This is a genomic window from Cobetia sp. SIMBA_158 (assembly GCF_046566945.1).
GTDB lineage: Bacteria > Pseudomonadota > Gammaproteobacteria > Pseudomonadales > Halomonadaceae > Cobetia > Cobetia amphilecti.
In genome coordinates this window covers 777350-797220 of record NZ_JAWJYL010000001.1, presented here as the reverse complement: position 1 = coordinate 797220, position 19871 = coordinate 777350, and the positions used below count along the sequence as shown (strand labels likewise).

The following is a 19871-nucleotide window of genomic DNA, read 5'->3' as shown; positions in this document are numbered from 1 at the left end:
CGCCGCCTGACCACGGAATTGCCTGTGTCGCTGGGACTCACCCTCAACAACGCACGAATCGATTACGCCGGCCACACGCTGTTCCGCGATATTTCCGCGCGTCTGGAGGCCGGTAGCTGGACGGCACTGCTGGGGCGCTCCGGCTGCGGCAAGAGTTCGCTGCTGCGCCTGCTGGCCGGTCTGGAAATGTCAGACCTCCACCAGCTCGACCTCGTCACCGATGACGGTCAGCCGCTGACCGACCGCGTGGCCTGGATGGCGCAGCAGGACCTGCTGCTGCCGTGGCGGCGCGTCATCGACAACCTGTGGCTGGGCGATGACCTGCGCCGGCGGCCGCGCAATCGCGAACTCGCTCATGAACTGCTGGCCGCGGTCGGGCTTGAGGGCCGTGAGCAGGCCTGGCCGGACGCCCTCTCCGGCGGTCAGCGCCAGCGCGTCGCCCTCGCCCGCACGCTCTACCAGCAGGCGCCGGTCGTGATGATGGACGAGCCGTTCTCGGCGGTGGATGCCATCACCCGTCTGGAGCTGCATGATCTGGCCAGCCGCCTGCTCAAGGGCCGCACCGTCCTGATGGTGACCCATGATCCGCTTGAGGCATTGCGCCTCGCCGATCAGCTGCTGGTGCTGCGCCCCTCGAGCCTCCCGGGCCACGGCGCCGAGCTGGAACGCCTGCCAGGGCTTGGCGCCGCACGCCCGGTGCCGCTGGATGACCCGGCCCTGCCACCGGCGCAGGCGCAACTGATAGCCCGCCTGCGTGATAGCGAGGAGGCCGCATGAAACGTCTGCACGCCATGCGTCACCTCGTCATCAGCGCGCTGCTCCTGCTGGGGCTTTGGCAGCTGATCATTGCCGTTACCGCCGTACCGCCCTACATTCTGCCCACGCCGCAGGCCGTGCTCGAGGTGCTGATCCAGAAGGCGCCGTTGCTGGCCCATCACGCTGGCGTCACCATCAGCGAGATACTGGCCGGGCTGGTGCTGGGCATTCTGCTCGGCCTTGCCACCGCGCTGGCGTTGGCCTTCATTCCCCGCCTGCGCCGCACCCTGCTGCCGATGCTGCTGATCAGCCAGGTGATACCGCTGTTCGCGATCGCGCCGCTGCTGGTGCTGTGGCTCGGCTATGACATGCTGTCCAAGGTGGTGATGGCGACACTGATCATCTACTTCCCGGTCGCCTCTACCGGCTACGACGGCCTGCGTCAGACCCAGCAGGGCTGGCTGGATCTTGCCCATACCCTGGGTGCCAGCCCATGGCGCCGACTGATCCACATCCAGCTGCCCGCCGCGCTGCCGGCACTGGCCTCCGGCATACGCATGGCCGCGACCGCTGCCCCCATCGGCGCCGTCATCGGGGAATGGGCCGGTGCCAGTCAGGGGCTGGGCTATCTGATGCTCAACGCCAACGCGCGCATGGAGATCGATCTGATGTTCGCCGCCCTGCTGGTGCTGGTCGCCTTCTCCCTGCTGCTCTATTTCTCGCTGGATGCGCTGCTGCGCGTCCTGATGCCTTGGCATCGCGACCGGCTGACACATCTGAGCTGACACGCCTGGGCTTCGAGTAACTACCGCAAGACCGCAAGATCGCGTAACCGAAAGACGCAACGACGCTCGACACAAATTGCATGAGCCTGACGACTGCCGCCCACGAACGGCAGCACCACTACCCTGTGATCACAAGGAACTCCGCCATGTCTCTTTCGTCATCGGCGCCACGGCGCAAAGCGCAGCCGACACGTTCACCGCGTGCCTCGCTGCTGTCCACCGCCTTCGCCACCCTGCTGACCACGCTGTGCCTGAGCAGCCTGCCAGCCACCGCCATGTCGGCCCACGCCGCCGACGCAGAACCCGCCACCAGCACCCAGTCAGCCCCGGAAATCGTCGCTCAACAGGCCGAGGTCGGAGTGAACGGCGACTCGGCCGACTCGGCCGCCTCGGCGCCGGTGGCAAGCCAGGAAGCCGTGGAAGCGACCGCCGGCGCCGCTGAGCAGGCCAAGAACGGTGCTGAACCGGCCGCGGATGCCCCGCCAGCCGCCAGCGACGAACAGAACGCTGATGGTGACTCGAAGGGCGCCGCCAATGACGCTACCAAGGACGCCGCCACCGCCGAGCAGCCGCTGACGCAGTTCAAGGTCATGCTCGACTGGTACACCAACCCCGGCCACGCCCCGCTGGTGCTGGCGCAGGAGCTGGGTCTGTTCAAGAAGCACGGCCTTGATGTCGAGCTGATCGCCCCCGCCGATCCGAGCGTGCCGCCCAAGCTGGCCGCCGCCGAGCGCGTCGACATCGCCATCAGCTATCAGCCGCAGCTGCACCTGCAGATCGATCAGGGCCTGCCGCTGGTGCGTATCGGCACCCTGGTCGCCACGCCGCTGAATGTGGTGGTGGTGCGCGCCGATAGCGACATCCAGTCGGTCGCCGACCTCAAGGGCAAGCGGGTCGGCTACTCGGTGGGCGGTGTCGAGGAAGTGCTGCTCTCCACCATGCTGCAGCACAGCGGCCTGACGCTGGATGACATCACGCTGATCAACGTCAACTTCTCGCTGACGCCGTCACTGCTGACGCGCAAGGTCGATGCCGTCACCGGCGCCTTCCGCAACTTCGAGCTGGCCCAGATGGCCCAGGAAGGCGTCAAGGGCCGCGCCTTCTACATCGAGGAAGAAGGCGTGCCGACCTATGACGAGCTGATCTTCGTCGCCAACAGCGACAGCTACGAGCGCAAGCAGGCACAGTACGCAGGCTTCCTCGCCGCCGTCGGCGAAGCCACCGCCTGGATCATCAACCATCCTGACCAGGGCTGGGAGATGTTCCGCGACTCCGACCCGGCACTGGATACCGAGCTCAACAAGGAAGCCTGGTACGCCACCCTGCCGCGCTTCGCGCTGCGTCCTGCCGCGCTGGATGCAGGCCGCTATCGTGACTTCGAGGACTTCCTGTTCGAACGCGGCATGATCAAGAAGCGCCAGTCGCTGAGCCATCTGGCCGTCGACGTCAACGCGCCCTGAGGCGTTGAGCGCCCAGAGCTCTTGAAACGCTGAGCGCTTGCGCGCCCCATGCAAAACGCCCTGCCGGAGATTCCGACAGGGCGTTTTGGGTTCAGGAGCGGCTCGCTCTCGCCGTCTTGTGCCTATTCCACAAGCGCTAGCGGCGTGCCAGGCGACGCGACAGCCACAGGATCTGCAGCGGCTGAATCACCAGCGCGACCATCAGCACCGCGACCAGCAACGGCATGCCTTCCAACGCGCCGCTCGGGGTGCTGACCAACAGTCCGGCGCCCACATAGCTGCCGGCGGCGGAGCTCAGATGCTGCACGGCACTCTGGGTGCTGGTGAAGGCCGCTCGCTCGTGGTCGGCGGGAATGAAGCTGTTGAGCGTATTCTGGGTCACACGCCGCGCCGACGAGAACAGCATGTAGGCGCCGAAGCCGATCCAGATCAGCGACGGCCCCGGCGAATGCAGCAGGAAGGCCCAGCCGACCAGCGCCGTCATCAGGCAGGTGATGGTGCCCGGCCAGACACAGCCATAGCGATCACACAGCCGTCCCGTCAGCTGCATGCCGACCAGCGACAGCCCGCCACCGATCATGTAGAGCCCACCGAGATCCTCGCGCGGCAGGCCCAGATTGAACAGCAGATAGCTTGCCAGGTTGGGAATCACCAGGAAGTTGCTGAACATCGCCGTGGCGATCAGCGCCAGCCCCAGCCGATGGTCGGGCTGGGCCAGGATGTTCAGGATCGTGGTGCCCTTGCGGCTGCGCTGACGCGTCTCGGGGTTATCGAGATGGCCGCGGATCGGCGGCAGTATCCAGGCCAGCAGCCCGCACACCAGCAGTGCCAACAGCGCCACGGCGCGAAATGGCGCCTGCCAGCCGAAGCCCTGCGACAGCCACAGCGCAAACGGCAGCCCCAGCACCGAGGCCACCGAGAAAGCGCCCATCACCAGGCCCATGGCGCGCCCCCGGCGTACTCCCGGCACCACGTCGATCACGATGGCCAGCGCCGTCGCCGCCGCCGGCCCGCCGAACAGGCCGCCCAGCATGCGCGCCGCCAGCAGGGTCTCGAAGTCGGTGGCGAAGCTGGCGATCAGGTGACAGAGCGCCGCGCCGAACAGGAAGCCCAGCACCGCCCAGCGCCGGTCGAAGCGATCGGCGTGTCGCGTCCACAGTAGAGTGCCCACCGCGGCGGCCAGCGGATAACTGCCGACGATATAGCCGAGGTGGTCCAGCGGAATGCCCAGCGAAGTGGCAAAGTCGGGGCCCAGCGCCATCACCATGGTGAAGCCCATAATGACGGCGAACTGCAGCAGGGTGACCAGCGCCACCACCAGGCGCTCGTGGGTGGTCACGGGCGGGATGACCCGCTCGCTCGCGGCCGGCTGACGATTTTCGGAGTGGCGGCTCGGCGTACTCAAGCGCATGCGACGCGATCAAGGAACGCCACCACCGCCTGCTGGAACTCGCTGGCACGCTCGGCGTGCAGCCAATGGCCGGCCTCCAGCGAGTCGTCTTCCAACGCAGGGAAGTGCTCGCGCATCGTCGCCAGGCCCTCGGCCTGCACGTAGTTGGAGCGCGAGCCCCACAGCAGCAATGCCGGCAACTCGACCGGCCCCTGACCGTGCGGCGCCTCGACGATCTGCGGGTAGCCCGCCGCGATATGGTCCAGCCCGACGCGCCAGCCCATGGCGCCATCGTCGAGACGCACCAGATTGGTGGCGAGGAACTGGCGAATGGCCGGGGTATCGACATGCTGCGCCATCACCGTGTCGGCCTCCTTGCGTGAGGCCGGGCGCGCGTCACGCACCGCCTCGAAGGCGGCAAAGATATCGTCATGCCCGTGGCCATAGGCGACCGGCGCGATATCAGCGACCAGCAGGCTGCGCAGACGCTCGGGCGCTTCGAGCGCGACCTGCATGGCGACCTTGCCGCCCATCGAGTGGCCCAGCAGGTCACAGCGCTCGATGGCGAGGCGGTCGAGCAGCGCGATGACATCCGCGGCCTGCTCGGGGTAGCTCATGCCGGCCACGTGCGGGCTGCGGCCGTGGTTGCGCAGATCCACCGCGATCACGCGGCGCGTCCGCGACCATGACTTGATATGCGAACGCCAGTTGTCGGCACTGCCGAACAGGCCGTGAAGAATGACCAGCGGCGTCGCGTCCTGCTGGCTCGTTGTCTGTTCCTCGGCGCCATCACGAGCATCGCTCTCGTGGTAATAAAGCTCGACCGTTGTGCTCATCATCATCTCCATGGACGCTAGACAGACCGTTACGCTCCCCGTGGCTCAGGCGCAGTAGCTCAGGCTCAGCGGCGTGGCTCAGTGGCGTGGCTCAATGGCGTGGCTCGGCGGCAGCCGGCTCGCGGGGAGCGCCTATGTTAGCAAACTATCAAGCGCGCGGCGGCTCCGTCCTCGACGGCTCAGCGCGGGCTGGCTTCCAGATAGACCTTGACCGCCTGCCACAGCGGGCTGCGGTAACGCTCCGGGTGCCACAGCATCGAGAAGCGCCGCTTCAGGTTGAGCTGGGGCGTGGCCAGCACCACCAGCTCGCCACGCGCGATCTCGGCCGCCACCGACAGCCGCGACAGACATCCCAGCCCCAGCCCGGCGAACACGGCCTGCTTGATGGCTTCGTGCTGGCCCAGCTCCATGCGCACCTTGAGGCGCTCGATCCGCCCGTGCAGTGCACGCTCGAAGACCGCCCGCGTGCCCGATCCCCCCTCGCGCAGAATCCAGTCGGCCGTGGCGAGGTCCTCGTCGCTGAGCGCCACGCCACGCACGGCCAGCGGATGGCTCGGCGGCGCCACCACCACCAGCTCATCCTCGCGCCAGGTCTGGCTCATCAGGCGCGGCGCATGGCAGTCACCCTCGATCAGGCCGAGTTCGGCGTCATAGTTGAGCACCGCCTCCACCACCTGATGGGTATTGCGCAGACGCAGGTTGAGCTCGGTGCCCGGATGTTCGCGCATGAAGGCCCCCGCCAGCCCCGGCAACAACCAGGTGCCGATGGTCGCGCTGGCGGCGATTTCCAGCTCGCCGCGCAGATTGCCATCCACCACGCCGGGTTCACGCGCCTCCAATTCCAGCGCATGGGTCTGCTCCAGCAATTGCTCGGCGCGCGCCAACAGGCGGCGGCCATTGGCGTTCAGGGCCAGGCGACGGCCGAGGCGCTCGAACAGCTGCACCTCGAGATGACGCTCAAGCTCGGATAGCCCCTGACTCGCCGCCGATTGCGACAGGCCGATCTCGCGCGCCGCGGCGCTGACGGAGCCGTGGCGGGTCACCGCCACGAACACTTGCAACTGGCGCAGCGTGATGTGGATCTGCATATCGGTTTTTCCGGTATGTAATAAAAGAATAATCGACTAACTGCCGAATAATATTCCCGAATAGACTAATCATCAAACCAGAGACACTAAGCAAGTGACGCAGACACAAGCGCCCTTGCCGATGACAGCCGTGCACCCCACGCCAGCGCACGACCCATAACAAGACAGGCCATGTTCCGCACGGGATAGGCCACTTTCCTCAAGGAGAATGCTCATGGACGCACAGACCCTGACTCCCCCCGCCACTGCCGAGCGCTTGCGCCGCATGTTGCCGGGCCTCGCCCTGTGTGGCGGCCTGACCCTGGTGGGACTGGCACTGCATTCCATTCCGGCGCTGGCCTCCACCGGCATCAGCCCGCTGGTCTTCGCCCTGCTGTGCGGTATCGTGGTCGGCAACCTGCCGATCACCAGCCGGCACGCCGCGGCGCTCTCCCCGGGGCTGCATATCGCGACCAAGAAGCTGCTGCGTCTCGGCATCATCCTGTTCGGCCTCTCCATCACCCTGCAGCAGATTCTCGGCCTGGGCTGGAGCGTCGTCTTCCTCGATGTGCTGGTGATCACCGCGGTGCTGAGCAGCGGCTACTTCATCGGCACGCGCTGGCTGGGGCTGGACCGCGACACCGCACTGCTGACCAGTGCCGGTTCCGCCATCTGTGGCGCCGCGGCGGTGCTGGCGACCGAATCGATGATCAAGGCACGCCCGGCGGCCACCGCCATGGCCGTTGCCACGGTGGTGCTGTTCGGCTCGCTGGCGATGCTGGTCTACCCGCTGCTCTACCCGCTGAGCGGCATGCATGAAGGCCTGTTCGGCATCTATATCGGTTCCACCATCCACGAGGTCGCTCAGGTCGTGGCCGCCGGTGAAGCGGTCGGCCCGGACGCCCTGGCCAATGCGCTGATCGTCAAGTTGATGCGCGTGATGATGCTGGTACCCTTCCTGCTGCTGTTGCCGAAACTGTGGGCCATGCGTGCCCGCACCGAAGGTGATGACCGCGAGACCGGCGGCAGCATGACGATTCCGTGGTTCGCGCTGGGCTTCATCGCCATGGCCGGCATCAACAGCACCGGCGCGATCCCGGCGGCAGTGCACTCAAGCCTCTCTACCCTCGGCAGCGTGGCACTGACCATGGCCATGGCGGGCCTGGGCGTCGAGACTCGCATCGATCGTCTGCGCTCACTGGGCATGAAGCCTTTCCTGCTCGCGCTGATCCTGTTCACGCTGTTGATCGTCGGTGGCTTTGGCGCCAATCTGCTGCTGATGGGCTAGTCCACAGCACGGCAGTGATTGATTGCCCCAATGACTTTGGTAGTACGGCTCAATTGGCAAACCCGGGCAGGCTCAAGCACAATGGCGGTCATCGATTACTCACCGGCAGTGCCGGCGCCATTTTCTCGGCCCACCCAGTACGGGCTGAACGAGAGTCACGAACCTTAGGAGAGTCTCATGCTTGCAGTCATTTTCGGTCGTCCGGGTTGCCCTTTCTGTGTCCGCGCCAAGGACCTCGCGGAAGAGCTCACCGCCAAGCGCGATGATTTCGACTTCCGCTACATCGACATCCATGCCGAAGGCATCAGCAAGGCCGACATGGAAAAGACCATCGGCAAGCCGGTCGAGACCGTGCCGCAGATCTTCGTCGATCAGACCCACATCGGTGGCTTCACCGAGTTCAACCAGTACGTGCAGGACGAAGCTCTGATGCCGCAGGCCTGATCGCCGCCATCAGCCGCTTCACTGCTGAAGCCCTCGCCATTGGCGGGGGCTTTTTTGTGCCTGCGTCACCGCCTCCCGCCCCTGGTCACGACACTCACTCGCACCACCACGCTGTGCGCAAGGTCGCGTCTTGCGCACCTTGCCGCTTGCGACAAAAGGAGGGGGCAGCGACAATCGCTGCCTTCTCCGCCCGTGTATGCACAAGGACACGCACATGAACATGTTGATGGAAGGCGCCGTGCTGCTGGGGTGCGCGGTGGTTGCCGTGCCACTTTTCCAACGCCTGGGCCTCGGCTCCATCCTGGGCTATCTGGCCATCGGGGTACTGCTGGGTCCGTCGTTGATCGGCTTCATCTCGGAGCCTGGCGAAGTACTGCACTTCGCCGAATTCGGGGTCGTCATGCTGCTGTTCATGATCGGACTGGAACTGGAGCCCAAGCGTCTGTGGGACATGCGCCTCAAGCTTGCGGGCCTGGGCAGCGCCCAGATGCTGCTGTGCGGCGCCCTGCTCACTCCTGTCGGCCTGTGGCTGGGGCTGGAATTGCCCGCCGCCGTGTTGCTGGGCCTGATTCTGGCGCTGTCCTCGACCGCCTTCGCGCTGCAGGTATTGAGCGAGAATCAGCAGCTGGCGACGCCGCACGGCCAGTCGACCTTCGCCATCCTGCTGTTCCAGGACCTGGCGGTGATTCCGCTGCTGGCCCTGATGCCGCTGTTCGCTGACAACTTCGATGCCTCCACCGGCACCAACTGGATCGGCATCGCCAAGGGCATCAGCATGATCGCGGCGGTCATCATCGTCGGCCGCTTTGTCGTGCCGCGCCTGCTCAAGATGGTCGCGCGCAGCGAGATCCATGAGATCTTCACCGCCGCGGCCTTGTTCGTGGTGATCAGCACGGCGCTGCTGATGGAGTGGGTGGGCCTGTCCATGGCCCTGGGCGCCTTCCTGGCCGGGGTGCTGCTGGCCGACACCGTCTACCGCCATGAGCTGGAAGCCAACATCGAGCCCTTCAAGGGGCTGCTGCTGGGGCTGTTCTTCATGGCCGTGGGCATGTCGGTCGACGTGTCGCTGGTGATGGAGCGTCCGCTGACCGTGCTGGCGCTGACGCTGGCGCTGATGTTCGGCAAGGTCATCGTCATCACGCTGGTCGGACGCGTCGCACGCCTCAAGATGGCCGAGGCCCTGCCGCTGGCGGCGGTCCTGTCACAGGGTGGTGAGTTCGACTTCGTGCTGCTGACCGCCGGCATGGCCGCCGGCATCTTCGATCAGACCCTCACCAGCCTGGTGATCAGTGCGGTGACCCTGTCGATGGCTGCCACGCCCTTCCTCTATCGCTATGCCCGCCACCTCGGCGCCACCAGCGAAGCCAAGCGTCCCTATGATGAGGACTTCGGTGAGGAGACGCCGCAGGTGGTGATCGCCGGCTTTGGCCGCTTCGGCCAGATCAGCGCGCGCATGCTCAAGAGCCAGGGCATCAACTTCACCGCCCTTGACCCCAATATCACCCAGGTCGAGTTCGTGCGTCAGTTCGGGTCGCGCATCTTCTACGCCGATGCCAGCCGCGCCGAATTGCTGCGGGCGGCGGGTGCCGAGCAGGCCAGGATCATGCTGGTGGCGGTCGATGATGCCGAGACCTCGACAGGCATCGTGCGCATGGTGCGCCATCAATTCCCGCACCTGAAGCTGTTCGTGCGTGCCCGCAACCGCCACCACGCCTGGGAGCTGATGGAACTGGGCGTGGAGCACGTGATTCGTGACACCTATGCCAGCAGCCTGGAGATGGGCGGAGAATTGCTGGTGGCGATGGGCTACCCCAGTGCTCGCGCGGCGGAAGTGGCGCGTGCGTTCCGGGAAATGGATGACAACATGCTCAAACAGAACTATGAGCACCGCCACGACCAGAAAGCGCTCGTCAACAGCGAGCAGGCCGCCATGGTCGAGCTCAAGCGTCTGTTCCAGAACAATCAGGACTGACGTCGCACGACTTGCCAGTGCGCTACGTGGCGCCTGAAAAGACACAAGGGCCGCCCCGGCAGGGGCGGCCCTTGTCGTTGGGGCACTCGGCAAGGCCTTGCGTGCAGACCCGCTTCCTCGAAAGGCGAGCGGCCCGAGGCATGCTCAGCCCTGCGACAGACGGCGGGACGTCAGGCGCGCCCGCCACTGCGGGCCGAACAGATAGGCGCACAGCCCGATCACGATCAGCAAGGCCCCGGCGAGCACGCGGCTGGAGATCAGCTCATCATTGAGCACCGCGCCCAGGCTCATGGCGAAGATGGGGGTGATCAAGGTCGCCAGCGCCACCGTACTGGCCGACAGGCGTGACAGCACGAAGTAGTAGCACAGGTAGCCGATCAGCGAGCCGAAGATGCCAAGGTAGAGGATGGCCGCCATCGGACGCCCCTCCGGCAGGGCCTGCGGCACGCCATCGACGATCAGCGCACACACCAGATAGAGCGGCAGCGAGACCAGCAACGCACCCTCCGTCTGGACCAGCGGATGTAGCCCTGCCCGCTCGCGCTGCACCAGTACTCCCGAGGCGGCGAAGCAATTGACGGCCAGCAGCATGGTCAGCACTCCCTTCCAGCTGCCCGGCGGCAACGCCAGGGAATCCGAGACCGCGACGGCCAGTCCACTCAATGCCAACGCAAACCCCATCCACTGCAACTTGTCAAGTGGAGCACTTTTCAACCACCAGCGTGCATAAAGCCCTGATAGCAAAGGTGCCAGTCCAAACAGTAACGACATGATACCGCTTGGTAACCAGGCTGCAGAGAGGTAGGCGAAGTACATGCCACCCCAGATACCCAGAGCGGCTGCCGAGTAGCTGCGCAGTGCCCCACGCGAAAGATCCATTTTCAGCCCCATCATGCGTAACAATGGGTAACCAAGGCATGCGGCAATTAACATTCTGCCCATCGCCGACCAGGCAGGCAGCCAGCCCGAGGCGCTCCACGAGATGGCCAGCGGTGTCGTCGACCACACCATGAGAACCACGCAATACGCCACCAGCACTGGCATTTTTACTCTCCGATCAAGAAACGCGAAAAAACGGATAATGGCGTTGAATACCCCTTTGCACGACTACCTATAATCGCTCCAGCACTGAGGTCATAGGGGCCGTCCAAGGAGGCATCATGCAACGCAAGGAATTCCAACAGCAGCTATGGCTGGACTTCGTCCATCGCCATCCCGACATCGGGGCGCTGGATATCTGGCCAGACAGCATCAACCCTGAATATCTGATGTTCCTGACGCTGAATCAGGGGCCTTTCAGAAGCGAGAAACTGTTACCCAGCCTGTATCACCAGGGCTATCGCCGCGTGAAACAGTACGCCATGGCTGACCGCGGCCTGCTGGTCGATCTGCTGCTTCCCCCGGATGGTGGCGCTGCCGTCATGCTGGCGGAACTGCAAGCCAACAGCCTGCCGCCGATGCACCGCGACCTGCTCAAGCGCCTGATCAGTCAGAGTCATCGTGATGACTGCAAGGGACAGAACCTGCTCGCGCCCTGCCGTCCGTGGGACATGCCGGACTGGCCGACCTTCGAGCGACTGCTCGAGGCCAACCCGCTGGCTGCCTGGCTCTCCGTGATGGGGCCGCGCCTGCACCATGTCGGCTTCAATGCCGAAGAGCTTGGCGAAACGCTGGAAGCGGTCTGCGAGGGCATGCTGGCCTACGGCATGGCACCGCAGACCGGGCGCCATCATGCGGTACTGCCCATCAATCCCAAGCTGCAGTATCACTACTACCCGGCCCACGCCCAGCGCATGGTGTTCGCGGACGGTGACGAGCATATGGTGGTACTGGGCGGCATCGCCCTGCTGGCGACGGCACCGGTGACGACTCAACAAGAAGGAAAACAGCGTCCCGCAGAACAACTGCTGCCGGAACATACGCTGTGCCAGCTCAGCGCGTAATGGCCTCTTGGCAGCACTGCGCAATGAGATGAGTCGCATTCAGCCCCCTGCGCATGCGTAGGGGGCTCTTGTGTTCAGCGGGTGACATGACCTGTCATGCCATACCCTTCATGGCATCACCTCATGATGTCATCACTGCACGACTCGCCGCTTCCCCCGCCGCTTTCCCCCGCCATGCCTGCGCCTTGTGTCTGAGCCTCTAAACCTAACGTCGCAGACAGGTTATCAACAGAAGCTGTGGAAAAAGCTGTGAAGAATCTCTGTACATCTAGGTATCGCCATCGAGATCAGGCGAGCGCAGACAGATTGATCAAAAAATGATCAGTCGACTGCAAACAGCGCCAATTCACCTCCCGCCAGCGCATCTGGCGGTGCATCTGACAGTGGATCAAACGGCCGCTGTGGCAGCGGCTGTGGCCGTAGTGAACACCCCCAGCAATTACCCACATCAGATCAGAGACGACAGCGCCAATGTCACTGGCGTGTTCGTGATCTGCCCGCCCAGCCAGTATGCCCCCAGATAGCCCACGCTGTAGGCCAGCAACAACGCCGGGAAGAAGCGCAGATAACTCATGAAGCTCACCTCGCGCACCTTGGAAAGCGCGATCACCCCGGCGGCGGAGCCAATCACCAGCAGCGAGCCACCCACGCCTGCGGCATAGGTCAGCGCCAGCCACTCCGCATCGTTCATGCTGACATCCGCCTTGAGCACTGCGGCGGTCAGCGGCACGTTGTCCACCAGCGCCGAAAGCAGCCCGACCAGATAATTGGCCTGCATCGCCGGCATCAGGGCATAGAGCTGTGCCAGGCCTTCCAGCAGACGAGCTTCCTTGAGCGCCCCGACCATCAGCAGGATGCCGAGGAAGAATAGCAATGTATCGAATTCGATAATACGAATGTAATCAAGTATGCGGCGCTCTTCGCTGTCGCTGCGTCGTTCGGCGACATGCCCGAGCAGGAACATCAACGACATCCCGAACAGGAAGGTCAGCAGCGGCGGCACGCCAAACAGCACGTTGAGCCCGAGGGTCGACAGGATGGTGGCCAGAAACAGCCAGGCGATCAGACGATCAAGACGCCGGGTCTCGCGCGGCTCGCGCACCAGATTCACCTCGCCTCCCAGCCCGGGCAGCAGTAGCGTCGCCAGCAGCATCACGCTGAGGAAGGACGGCAGCGCCAGCAGCATCAGCTCGCTGATGCGCACCTTACCCGCCAGGAAGATCATCAGCGTGGTCACGTCCCCGGTGATCAGCGCCACCCCGCCGGAGTTGACGGCGAATACCGCCAGCACCGCAAAGCGCAGCGTCTTCTTCGGCGCCAGGCCCAGCGACAGTACCAGGGTCAGCGATACCAGCGTCGCGGTGATGTTGTCGGCCAGCGATGAAAAGGCGAAGGCAAAGAGTCCCGTCAGATACAGCAGGCCGCGCTCCCCGATGCGTTTCGGCAGCAGGCGGTAGATCAGATTGGCGATCAGCCCCTTGGCATTGAGAAAGGCCACGAAGGTCATCGCCGCCATCAGAAACAGCCACAAGGTGGCGATCTCGAGCAGGTTCTCGTTCAAGGCCTCGGGGACATCATCCACCGCCAGGGCCGCGGGGCCGAAGATGAACAGCAGCAACCAGCTGAAGGTGCCCAGCAACAAGGTCGTCTTGGCCTTGTTGAGATGGATCACATCCTCGATGGCAATCAACACGAAGGCGGCCAGCGCCAGCCCGATCAACAGTCCCTGCAACCACATGCCACTATCACTCCCTGAGATATCGCCGCGCAGCGGCGGCGATGATTGACGGTGCCCGGCGTGACTTCAACGTGAACCCTGCCACGACCTTTCCCTTGCACCGACCCGTCACACGACCGGCGATGCATCTCATCACAGCTGCGTGCGCCCCGCCATTCGACCTGAGGGGCGTTCGCTTCGTGCAACGCAGGGTTGCCATCCCCCACGCAAGCGGGGTGGGCATCCACTCTTGGGTGAATTACGATGGCGCCACCTGATGAAGGAGTCATGCATGTCGAGTATCAGAGGTGTCATCAGCCTTGTCTTTCTGATCATCAATACCCTGTGCTGGGCGCTGCCACTGTATCTGCTGGCCGTACTCAAGCTGATCACGCCATCGCGCCGCCTGCAGTTGCACATGCTGGAGGGGCTCAACCGCCTCGCCATGGGCTGGATCGGCACCAACAATCTGTGGATTCGCCACGTACTGCGCCCGCGCTGGGACATCCACGTGCCGCCATCGCTGCGCGATGGGTCTGCCAGACGTCGCTGGTGGCTGGTGATCGCCAATCATCGCAGCTGGACTGACATCTTCGTTCTCCAGTACGCCCTGCATCGCCGCACGCCGATGCCCAAGTTCTTCCTCAAGCAGGAGCTCATCTGGGTGCCGGTGATCGGCCTTGCCTGGTGGGCACTGGAATTCCCGTTCATGCGCCGTTACAGCCAGCAGAAACTGGCCAGCAATCCGCGGCTCGCCGAGCGTGATCGCGAAGCGACGCGACGCATGTGCGAGCGCTCGCGTCAGGCGCCGATGGCGATCTTCAACTTCGTGGAAGGCACTCGCTTCACGCCCGCCAAGCACAGCCAGCAGCAAAGTCCTTTCCAGCATCTGCTCAAGCCGCGTGCCGGCGGCAGTGCCCAGGTGATCAACACGCTTGGCGATCGACTTTCCGGTATTCTGGATGCCACCCTCGATTACCGGCATGCCGATGCCAGTTTCTGGCAGTTCCTGTGCGGTCACGGGGGCGACATCACGCTCGTCATCACTCAGCGGCCCTTGGAGCCCTGGATGCTGGACGGCAACTATCATGCGGACGCCGCCTATCGCGAGCGCTTCCAGCAATGGCTCAATCAGGTCTGGAAGGACAAGGATGCCCGACTGTCACGTGCAGGGAATGACATTGATGAACACTGAATACGGCCTGAATGCCGTGGACTTCTCGGCACGAGCGCAGGCCGAACCTGACGTGAACCGTCCACTTCTGCAGCGTGCCGGCCTCGCGCTGCGCTGGCTGGCGCTGATCTGCCTCGGCCTGTGGCTGAGCGGCTGCGCGACCGGCAGCTACTCCGGCTCGCCGGCCGGCCAGTGGGTCACCATCCAGAAGGGCGATACCCTGGGGCAGATCGCACGCGATGCCGATATTCCCCTGCTGCGCCTCACGCGCTTCAACCCGAGCGTCAAGATTCGCGACCTAAAGGTCGGTCAGCGCATCCTGGTGCCCACCGCGCGTGAGCGGGCGCCCTCCGGCGGCCCGTATCGCTATCAGCTGCGCCCCGGCGATACCTACTCCAAGGTCGGGCGCTATTTCGGTGCCAGCCCGCAGCGCATTCAGGCCGCCAACCCCGGCAAGGACCCCAATGATCTCGATGTCGGCATGCTGATCTCGGTGCCGCTCAACGGTGGCCCGAGCCGCAGCGCCCCAGCCGCGCGTGCCAGCGGTGGCAGCCTGGTCGCCCGCCCGGACCCCGGCCCGCTGCAGAAGCCGGGCCAGTCATGGCGCTGGCCTGCCGCCGGCAGCGTGACGCGTGAATTCGGCACCAACGGCAATGGCCAGCTGGCGCCCATGCAGATTCGTACCGCCGCCAGCGGCATCGCCAGTGCACCGGCGCGGGGCGAAGTGCGCTTCGCCGACTCCATGCGCCAACTGGGCAACGTGGTCATCCTGCACCACTCCGGCAACCTGCAGAGCGTGCTGGCCCAATGCGGCGAGATTCTGGTCAAGGTGGGTCAGCAGGTCACTCCGGGCACGCCGCTTTGTCGCGTCGCACGCGGCAACAACGGTCAGCATGAATTGCTGTTCGATGTGCGCCACGGCGGCAAGCCGATCGACCCGCGCGAGATTCTCGAGAAGCGCTGAACCAGCGTTGCTTCAAGGCGCCAGCCCGATATGGCGCCACTTCCAATACCCGCCAGATGACGACAGCGCCGGTGCCACGCCGGTGGCTGTCGTCCTTGCTTGACGATTCATGAGACAACCCTCATACCTCTGGGTTGTGAGGGGTTGAGGGTGTGTCATCGCTTCGTCACCTGCTTGTTATGCCGCCGTCACTCCCTCTCTCGATAATGACCACAATAGTCATCTAGGGAGACGTCATGGAGCGCATTGCCTTCGTCAGTGAAACCTGGCATCCGGAGATCAATGGCGTGGCTCATACCTTGAGTCATCTGTGCGATCAACTCATCGCACGCGGCTGTGAGCTCCAACTCATTCGTCCCGCCACCCGAGATGGCAGCCTGGAGCCGCGTGTCCAGCAGGAGCTTCAGGTACGCGGCTTCCGCCTGCCCGGATATGACACCGTGCAGGTCGGCGTGCCGGCACCGCAGCGCCTGATGCGCATGTGGCGCGAGCATCGCCCCTCCGTCGTCTATATCGCCACCGAAGGCCCGCTGGGCATCAGCGCGCTGATGGTCGCCCGCCGTCTGGGCCTGCCAGTGGTCGCGGGCTTTCATACCAATTTCGATCAATACAGCACCCACTACCGGCTCAAGGCGCTACGCCCGCTGGTGCGGCGCGGCCTGCGCCGCTTCCACAATGCCGCCAACATGACGCTGGTACCGACCCGCACCCAGGCAGACAGCCTGATGCAGCAAGGTTTCGAGCATGTGCAGGTGGTGGGACGCGGCCTGGATTGCGAGCGCTTCTCGCCCAGTCATCGCAGCGAAGCATTGCGCAAGTCATGGGGCGTCAGCTCACAGCAACCCGTCGCGCTGCACGTCGGGCGTCTGGCCGCAGAGAAGAACATCGAGCTGCTGATCCGCACCTATGAGGCCATGCTGGCCGTGCAACCGGACCTCGCCCTGGTGCTGGTGGGAGACGGCCCGCTGCGCGAGCGCCTGGAACAGCGCCTGCCCGAGGCGATCTTCGCCGGCTTCCAGACCGGTGAGGCGCTGGCCGCCCATTACGCCAGTGCCGACCTGTTCGTCTTCCCGTCACTGTCGGAGACCTTCGGCAATGTGGTACTGGAAGCCATGGCCAGCGGTCTGGCCGTGATCGCCTTCGATTACGCGGCGGCAGCCGAGGTGATCCGCGACGATCACCAGGGCCTGCTGGCGCCCTGCAGCCAGCCGGAGCGCTTCATCGAACAGGCGGTGGAGGCCTGCCAGCGGCCGGCCCGCATCGCCAGACTGGGACGTGCCGCCCGCGTGCGCGTCGAACCATTGGGCTGGAGCCGCATCGCCGAGGGCTTTCTGACCTGCCTGCGTCACGCCGAGGAGAAGCCCGATGCACGATCGCAGCCTTCCCGTCTTTGAGCGACTGGACCTTCTCGAGTGGCGCCTGTGCCGCCAGGTCGCACGCCTGGCGCTGTTCCGGCCGATACTCACCCTGTTTCGTATCGTCTCGCGCCTGGGCGACTGGCCGGTATGGGCGCTGCTGACGCTGAGCCTGCCGCTGCACCATGCCATGGGCGGCTGGCTGTTTCTGGAATTCGGCCTGGCGGCCGGCGCCGGGGCCCTGCTCTACCGCGCGCTCAAGACACGGCTATGTCGGGAACGCCCGTTCATCACCTTCAATACCATCAACTGCACCATGCCGCCGCTGGACCGCTACAGCTTTCCCAGCGGTCACACCCTGCATGCCGCCCTCTTCGCCAGCCTGACCGCTCAGCAGCTGCCGGAGCTTGCCATCCTCGTCACGCCGCTGGCGCTGCTGATCGCGCTTTCCCGGGTGATCCTCGGTCTGCATTACGTCAGTGATGTGCTGGCCGGCGCGCTGCTGGGGCTGGGCCTTGCCGAGGTGGCCATCCTGACCTTCGAGGCGCTGCTGACGACCTGACGCTCGCGAAGCATGCGTCAGCCCGGGGTCGGCGCGAATCGAGAGCCACTTGCCCAACCTGACGCGGCTCTGGCACTCTCGCCGCATGACGACTCCTTCTGCTGGCGACGATCTCTTCGCCGCCCTCTCGACCTCTGATTCGACGTCCGCGGCTGATGGGGCTGCGCGCCAGGCGGCGCATGGCTCGGTCCTGGCAGCTCGCCCGCGCGAGCTGCCCGAGGACTGGCTTACCCTCGCACACGGCTGGTACCGCCATCCTCTGCATCCGCTGTATCTCAAGCCGCGCGCCCTGACGCCGCTGCAGGCCGATCAGGCCCTCGTCACGCTGGAGGGCGATCTCGACTGGCAGCGCCCCAGCCTGAGCGTGCATGGCAAGACGCATCCGATTCCACGCCGCCAGGTGTGGATGGGCGATGTCGGCGCCCGCTATCGCTACTCCGGCAGCCTGTTCGAACCCAACCCCTGGCACCTGACGGCCTGGCAGCTGGGCGAGCTGTCGCGTCATGCCATCAATCAGGAGCTCAGCCCGCAACGCGATGACCTGGGGCGCAGCGAGCCCGTGATCCCGGAGCACTTCAACAGCCTGCTGGCCAATCGCTACGCCGATGGCGCCGACCGCATGGGCTGGCACAGCGACAACGAGCCGGAACTGGGCACACGCCCGATCGTGCTCGCCATCTCGCTGGGACGAGAGCGCCCCCTGCGCTTCAAGGGCCATCCGCGCAGCCCCTATGCCGACACGCCGGCGTTCAATCTGTGGCTGCCGCACGGCTCGCTGCTGGTGATGGGCCGTGGCTGCCAGGACCGCCTCCATCATGCGCTGCCGCCGCGCAAGCTGGAGGGACTGCGCATCAGCCTGACCTATCGCCAGCTGCTGACGCCCTCGCGCTGAGGCCATCTTTCTTGTGCACTCTGCTTTCTCTCTTCTCGCTCTCCTCTTGCCCTCTTCCTGCTCTCTTCCTCCCCACTTCCTGCTCTAACGCCTTCTTTGTTGTCCCTTTTTGTTGTCGCTCCCTGCGTCACTGCGCCCCGGACTCAATCCGCCGACGGATAACGCGCGCGCAGGGTCTCCAGCATCGCCTGTACCGCCACCGACAGCTCATGGCGGCCGCGACGGATCACCCCGACCCGCTGCTGAATCTCGGGGCCTGTCAGCGGCAGGCACTGACAGCCCAGCGCACTCATCTGCGCCGCGCTCATCGCCGGCACCGCGCTGACGCCCAGACCTTCCGCCACCATGCGCCCGCAGGTGACCAGCTGGTGGGTCTCGAAGGCGACATGCAGCGCCATGCCCGCATCCTCGAGGCGTTTCTCGAGCATGCGACGCACCCCCGAGGGCCGCTGCAGCGTGATGAAGTCTTCCTTGAGCAGCCGTGACCACTCGATGGAGGTCGGCGCCTCTGCCAGCAAGGCGTGGCCGGGGGGAATGATCGCCACATAGCGGTCCTCGAACAGCAGCTCGAACACCAGGTCCTGGCGCACGCCGGGGTCGAAGCAGATCCCCAGCTCGACACGACCATCGGTGACCCGCTCGACCACCTCTTCGGCGATGACGTCATTCACTTCGATGGTGATCTCCGGATATTGGCGGCGAAAATCGGCCAGTACCCCGGGGAGCAGATTACCGGCAAAGGTCGGCATCGCGGCCAGGGCCACCCGACCGCGCCCGAGGCTGAAGCGCTGGCGCATCTCATCCTCGGCATGCTCCCAGTCCGACAGCAGACGCCTGGCCAGCGGGAAGAAGGCGCGCCCCTCCGGCGTCAGGCTGACCTGTCGGGTCGAGCGCTGAAACAGGCGCCCGCCCAGCGACTCCTCCAGATTCTTGACCGCCAACGACAGGGCTGGCTGCGAGAGATGTACCAGCGTGCCCGCCTCGGCGAAGGACAACGTGCGCGCCACGGCCACGAAGGCCTTCAGCTGTTTAAGAGTCATGTCGTGTCCTGTCCCGGGGTTGTTTCAAGAGATGTCACAAGAAGTGATGCGGCGCAGTTCGTCGTCTGTCGCTCGCAGAGCAGGCGCTCGCAGGGCAGGCGCTCGCAGGTCAGGCGCTTGCAGGTCAGGCGCTTGCAGGGCATCTAGGCCATTGGTCATAGATGACAGCCACGAAGCTCTCACATGACTGACCGTTCAGCTCAGGCCGTTCCGCCCCGCTACCGCG

Annotated in this window: 18 protein-coding genes; 12 read left to right on the top strand and 6 right to left on the bottom strand. The window is 64.9% G+C overall.

All coding sequences use genetic code 11. The features are described 5' to 3' along the window. The first annotated feature begins 24 nt into the window (after positions 1-24). The 3 genes from R2R70_RS03625 (at position 25) to R2R70_RS03615 (ending at position 3001) form a co-directional block, all read left to right on the top strand. Positions 25-777: an ABC transporter ATP-binding protein gene (locus R2R70_RS03625; protein ID WP_199852366.1), complete on the top strand. Its 753-nt coding sequence runs from the start codon at positions 25-27 to the stop codon at positions 775-777. Further along, complete coding sequence (locus tag R2R70_RS03620; protein ID WP_107335162.1) at positions 774-1541, top strand: ABC transporter permease; 768 nt, start codon at positions 774-776, stop codon at positions 1539-1541. The genes R2R70_RS03625 and R2R70_RS03620 overlap by 4 nt, the downstream gene beginning before the upstream one ends. A 146-nt stretch (positions 1542-1687) precedes the next feature. Continuing rightward, the gene (locus R2R70_RS03615) at positions 1688-3001 is read left to right on the top strand and encodes an ABC transporter substrate-binding protein (RefSeq protein WP_410977276.1); all 1314 of its coding nucleotides are present in this window, start codon (positions 1688-1690) and stop codon (positions 2999-3001) included. Between the two features lie 136 nt (positions 3002-3137). Here the strand turns inward: R2R70_RS03615 and R2R70_RS03610 are convergent, their stop codons facing one another. From R2R70_RS03610 to R2R70_RS03600, 3 genes are all read right to left on the bottom strand, one after another. Beyond that, positions 3138-4412, bottom strand: a complete 1275-nt coding sequence (locus tag R2R70_RS03610) for an MFS transporter (RefSeq protein WP_410977275.1) — start codon at positions 4410-4412, stop codon at positions 3138-3140. Then, positions 4403-5227 carry an alpha/beta fold hydrolase gene (locus R2R70_RS03605; RefSeq protein WP_410977274.1) on the bottom strand — a complete coding sequence of 275 codons (825 nt, stop codon included), beginning with the start codon at positions 5225-5227 and terminating at the stop codon, positions 4403-4405. The genes R2R70_RS03610 and R2R70_RS03605 overlap by 10 nt, the downstream gene beginning before the upstream one ends. A 179-nt stretch (positions 5228-5406) precedes the next feature. After that, positions 5407-6315, bottom strand: a complete 909-nt coding sequence (locus R2R70_RS03600; protein WP_043335040.1) for a LysR substrate-binding domain-containing protein — start codon at positions 6313-6315, stop codon at positions 5407-5409. Positions 6316-6529: 214 nt separating this feature from the next. Here R2R70_RS03600 and R2R70_RS03595 point away from each other — a divergent pair, with 214 nt between their 5' ends. The 3 genes from R2R70_RS03595 (at position 6530) to R2R70_RS03585 (ending at position 9998) form a co-directional block, all read left to right on the top strand. Then, positions 6530-7582 (top strand): YeiH family protein, encoded by a 1053-nt coding sequence (locus tag R2R70_RS03595; protein ID WP_233593462.1) that lies wholly within the window; start codon positions 6530-6532, stop codon positions 7580-7582. Between the two features lie 177 nt (positions 7583-7759). After that, the gene (locus R2R70_RS03590) at positions 7760-8026 is read left to right on the top strand and encodes a GrxA family glutaredoxin (protein ID WP_043335038.1); all 267 of its coding nucleotides are present in this window, start codon (positions 7760-7762) and stop codon (positions 8024-8026) included. 214 nt (positions 8027-8240) lie between these two features. Beyond that, complete coding sequence (locus R2R70_RS03585) at positions 8241-9998, top strand: monovalent cation:proton antiporter-2 (CPA2) family protein (RefSeq protein ID WP_131431690.1); 1758 nt, start codon at positions 8241-8243, stop codon at positions 9996-9998. Positions 9999-10142: 144 nt separating this feature from the next. Here R2R70_RS03585 and R2R70_RS03580 read toward each other — a convergent pair whose 3' ends face one another. Continuing rightward, positions 10143-11009, bottom strand: a complete 867-nt coding sequence (locus tag R2R70_RS03580) for a DMT family transporter (RefSeq protein WP_225348118.1) — start codon at positions 11007-11009, stop codon at positions 10143-10145. Positions 11010-11158: 149 nt separating this feature from the next. Here R2R70_RS03580 and R2R70_RS03575 point away from each other — a divergent pair, with 149 nt between their 5' ends. Continuing rightward, complete coding sequence (locus tag R2R70_RS03575) at positions 11159-11941, top strand: DUF1338 family protein (protein WP_043335032.1); 783 nt, start codon at positions 11159-11161, stop codon at positions 11939-11941. A 448-nt stretch (positions 11942-12389) separates the two neighbouring features. On the opposite strand, the gene nhaD is transcribed toward R2R70_RS03575, so the two are convergent. Further along, positions 12390-13679 carry a sodium:proton antiporter NhaD gene (gene nhaD, locus R2R70_RS03570; RefSeq protein ID WP_131431688.1) on the bottom strand — a complete coding sequence of 430 codons (1290 nt, stop codon included), beginning with the start codon at positions 13677-13679 and terminating at the stop codon, positions 12390-12392. Positions 13680-13950: 271 nt separating this feature from the next. On the opposite strand from nhaD, the gene R2R70_RS03565 reads away from it, so the two are divergent. From R2R70_RS03565 to R2R70_RS03545, 5 genes are all read left to right on the top strand, one after another. After that, positions 13951-14853, top strand: a complete 903-nt coding sequence (locus R2R70_RS03565; RefSeq protein WP_410977273.1) for an acyltransferase — start codon at positions 13951-13953, stop codon at positions 14851-14853. Beyond that, a complete protein-coding gene (locus R2R70_RS03560; protein WP_410977272.1) occupies positions 14843-15796 on the top strand; it encodes a LysM peptidoglycan-binding domain-containing protein in 954 nt (317 codons plus the stop codon). Before R2R70_RS03565 ends, R2R70_RS03560 begins: the two co-directional genes overlap by 11 nt. 236 nt (positions 15797-16032) lie before the next feature. Then, positions 16033-17190, top strand: a complete 1158-nt coding sequence (locus R2R70_RS03555) for a glycosyltransferase family 4 protein (RefSeq protein WP_043335027.1) — start codon at positions 16033-16035, stop codon at positions 17188-17190. Further along, the gene (locus R2R70_RS03550; RefSeq protein WP_043335024.1) at positions 17162-17713 is read left to right on the top strand and encodes a phosphatase PAP2 family protein; all 552 of its coding nucleotides are present in this window, start codon (positions 17162-17164) and stop codon (positions 17711-17713) included. The genes R2R70_RS03555 and R2R70_RS03550 overlap by 29 nt, the downstream gene beginning before the upstream one ends. 85 nt (positions 17714-17798) lie before the next feature. Further along, positions 17799-18605: an alpha-ketoglutarate-dependent dioxygenase AlkB family protein gene (locus R2R70_RS03545; RefSeq protein WP_410977271.1), complete on the top strand. Its 807-nt coding sequence runs from the start codon at positions 17799-17801 to the stop codon at positions 18603-18605. Between the two features lie 143 nt (positions 18606-18748). Here R2R70_RS03545 and R2R70_RS03540 read toward each other — a convergent pair whose 3' ends face one another. Beyond that, positions 18749-19645 carry a LysR family transcriptional regulator gene (locus tag R2R70_RS03540; protein ID WP_043334482.1) on the bottom strand — a complete coding sequence of 299 codons (897 nt, stop codon included), beginning with the start codon at positions 19643-19645 and terminating at the stop codon, positions 18749-18751. Positions 19646-19871 lie beyond the last annotated feature (226 nt).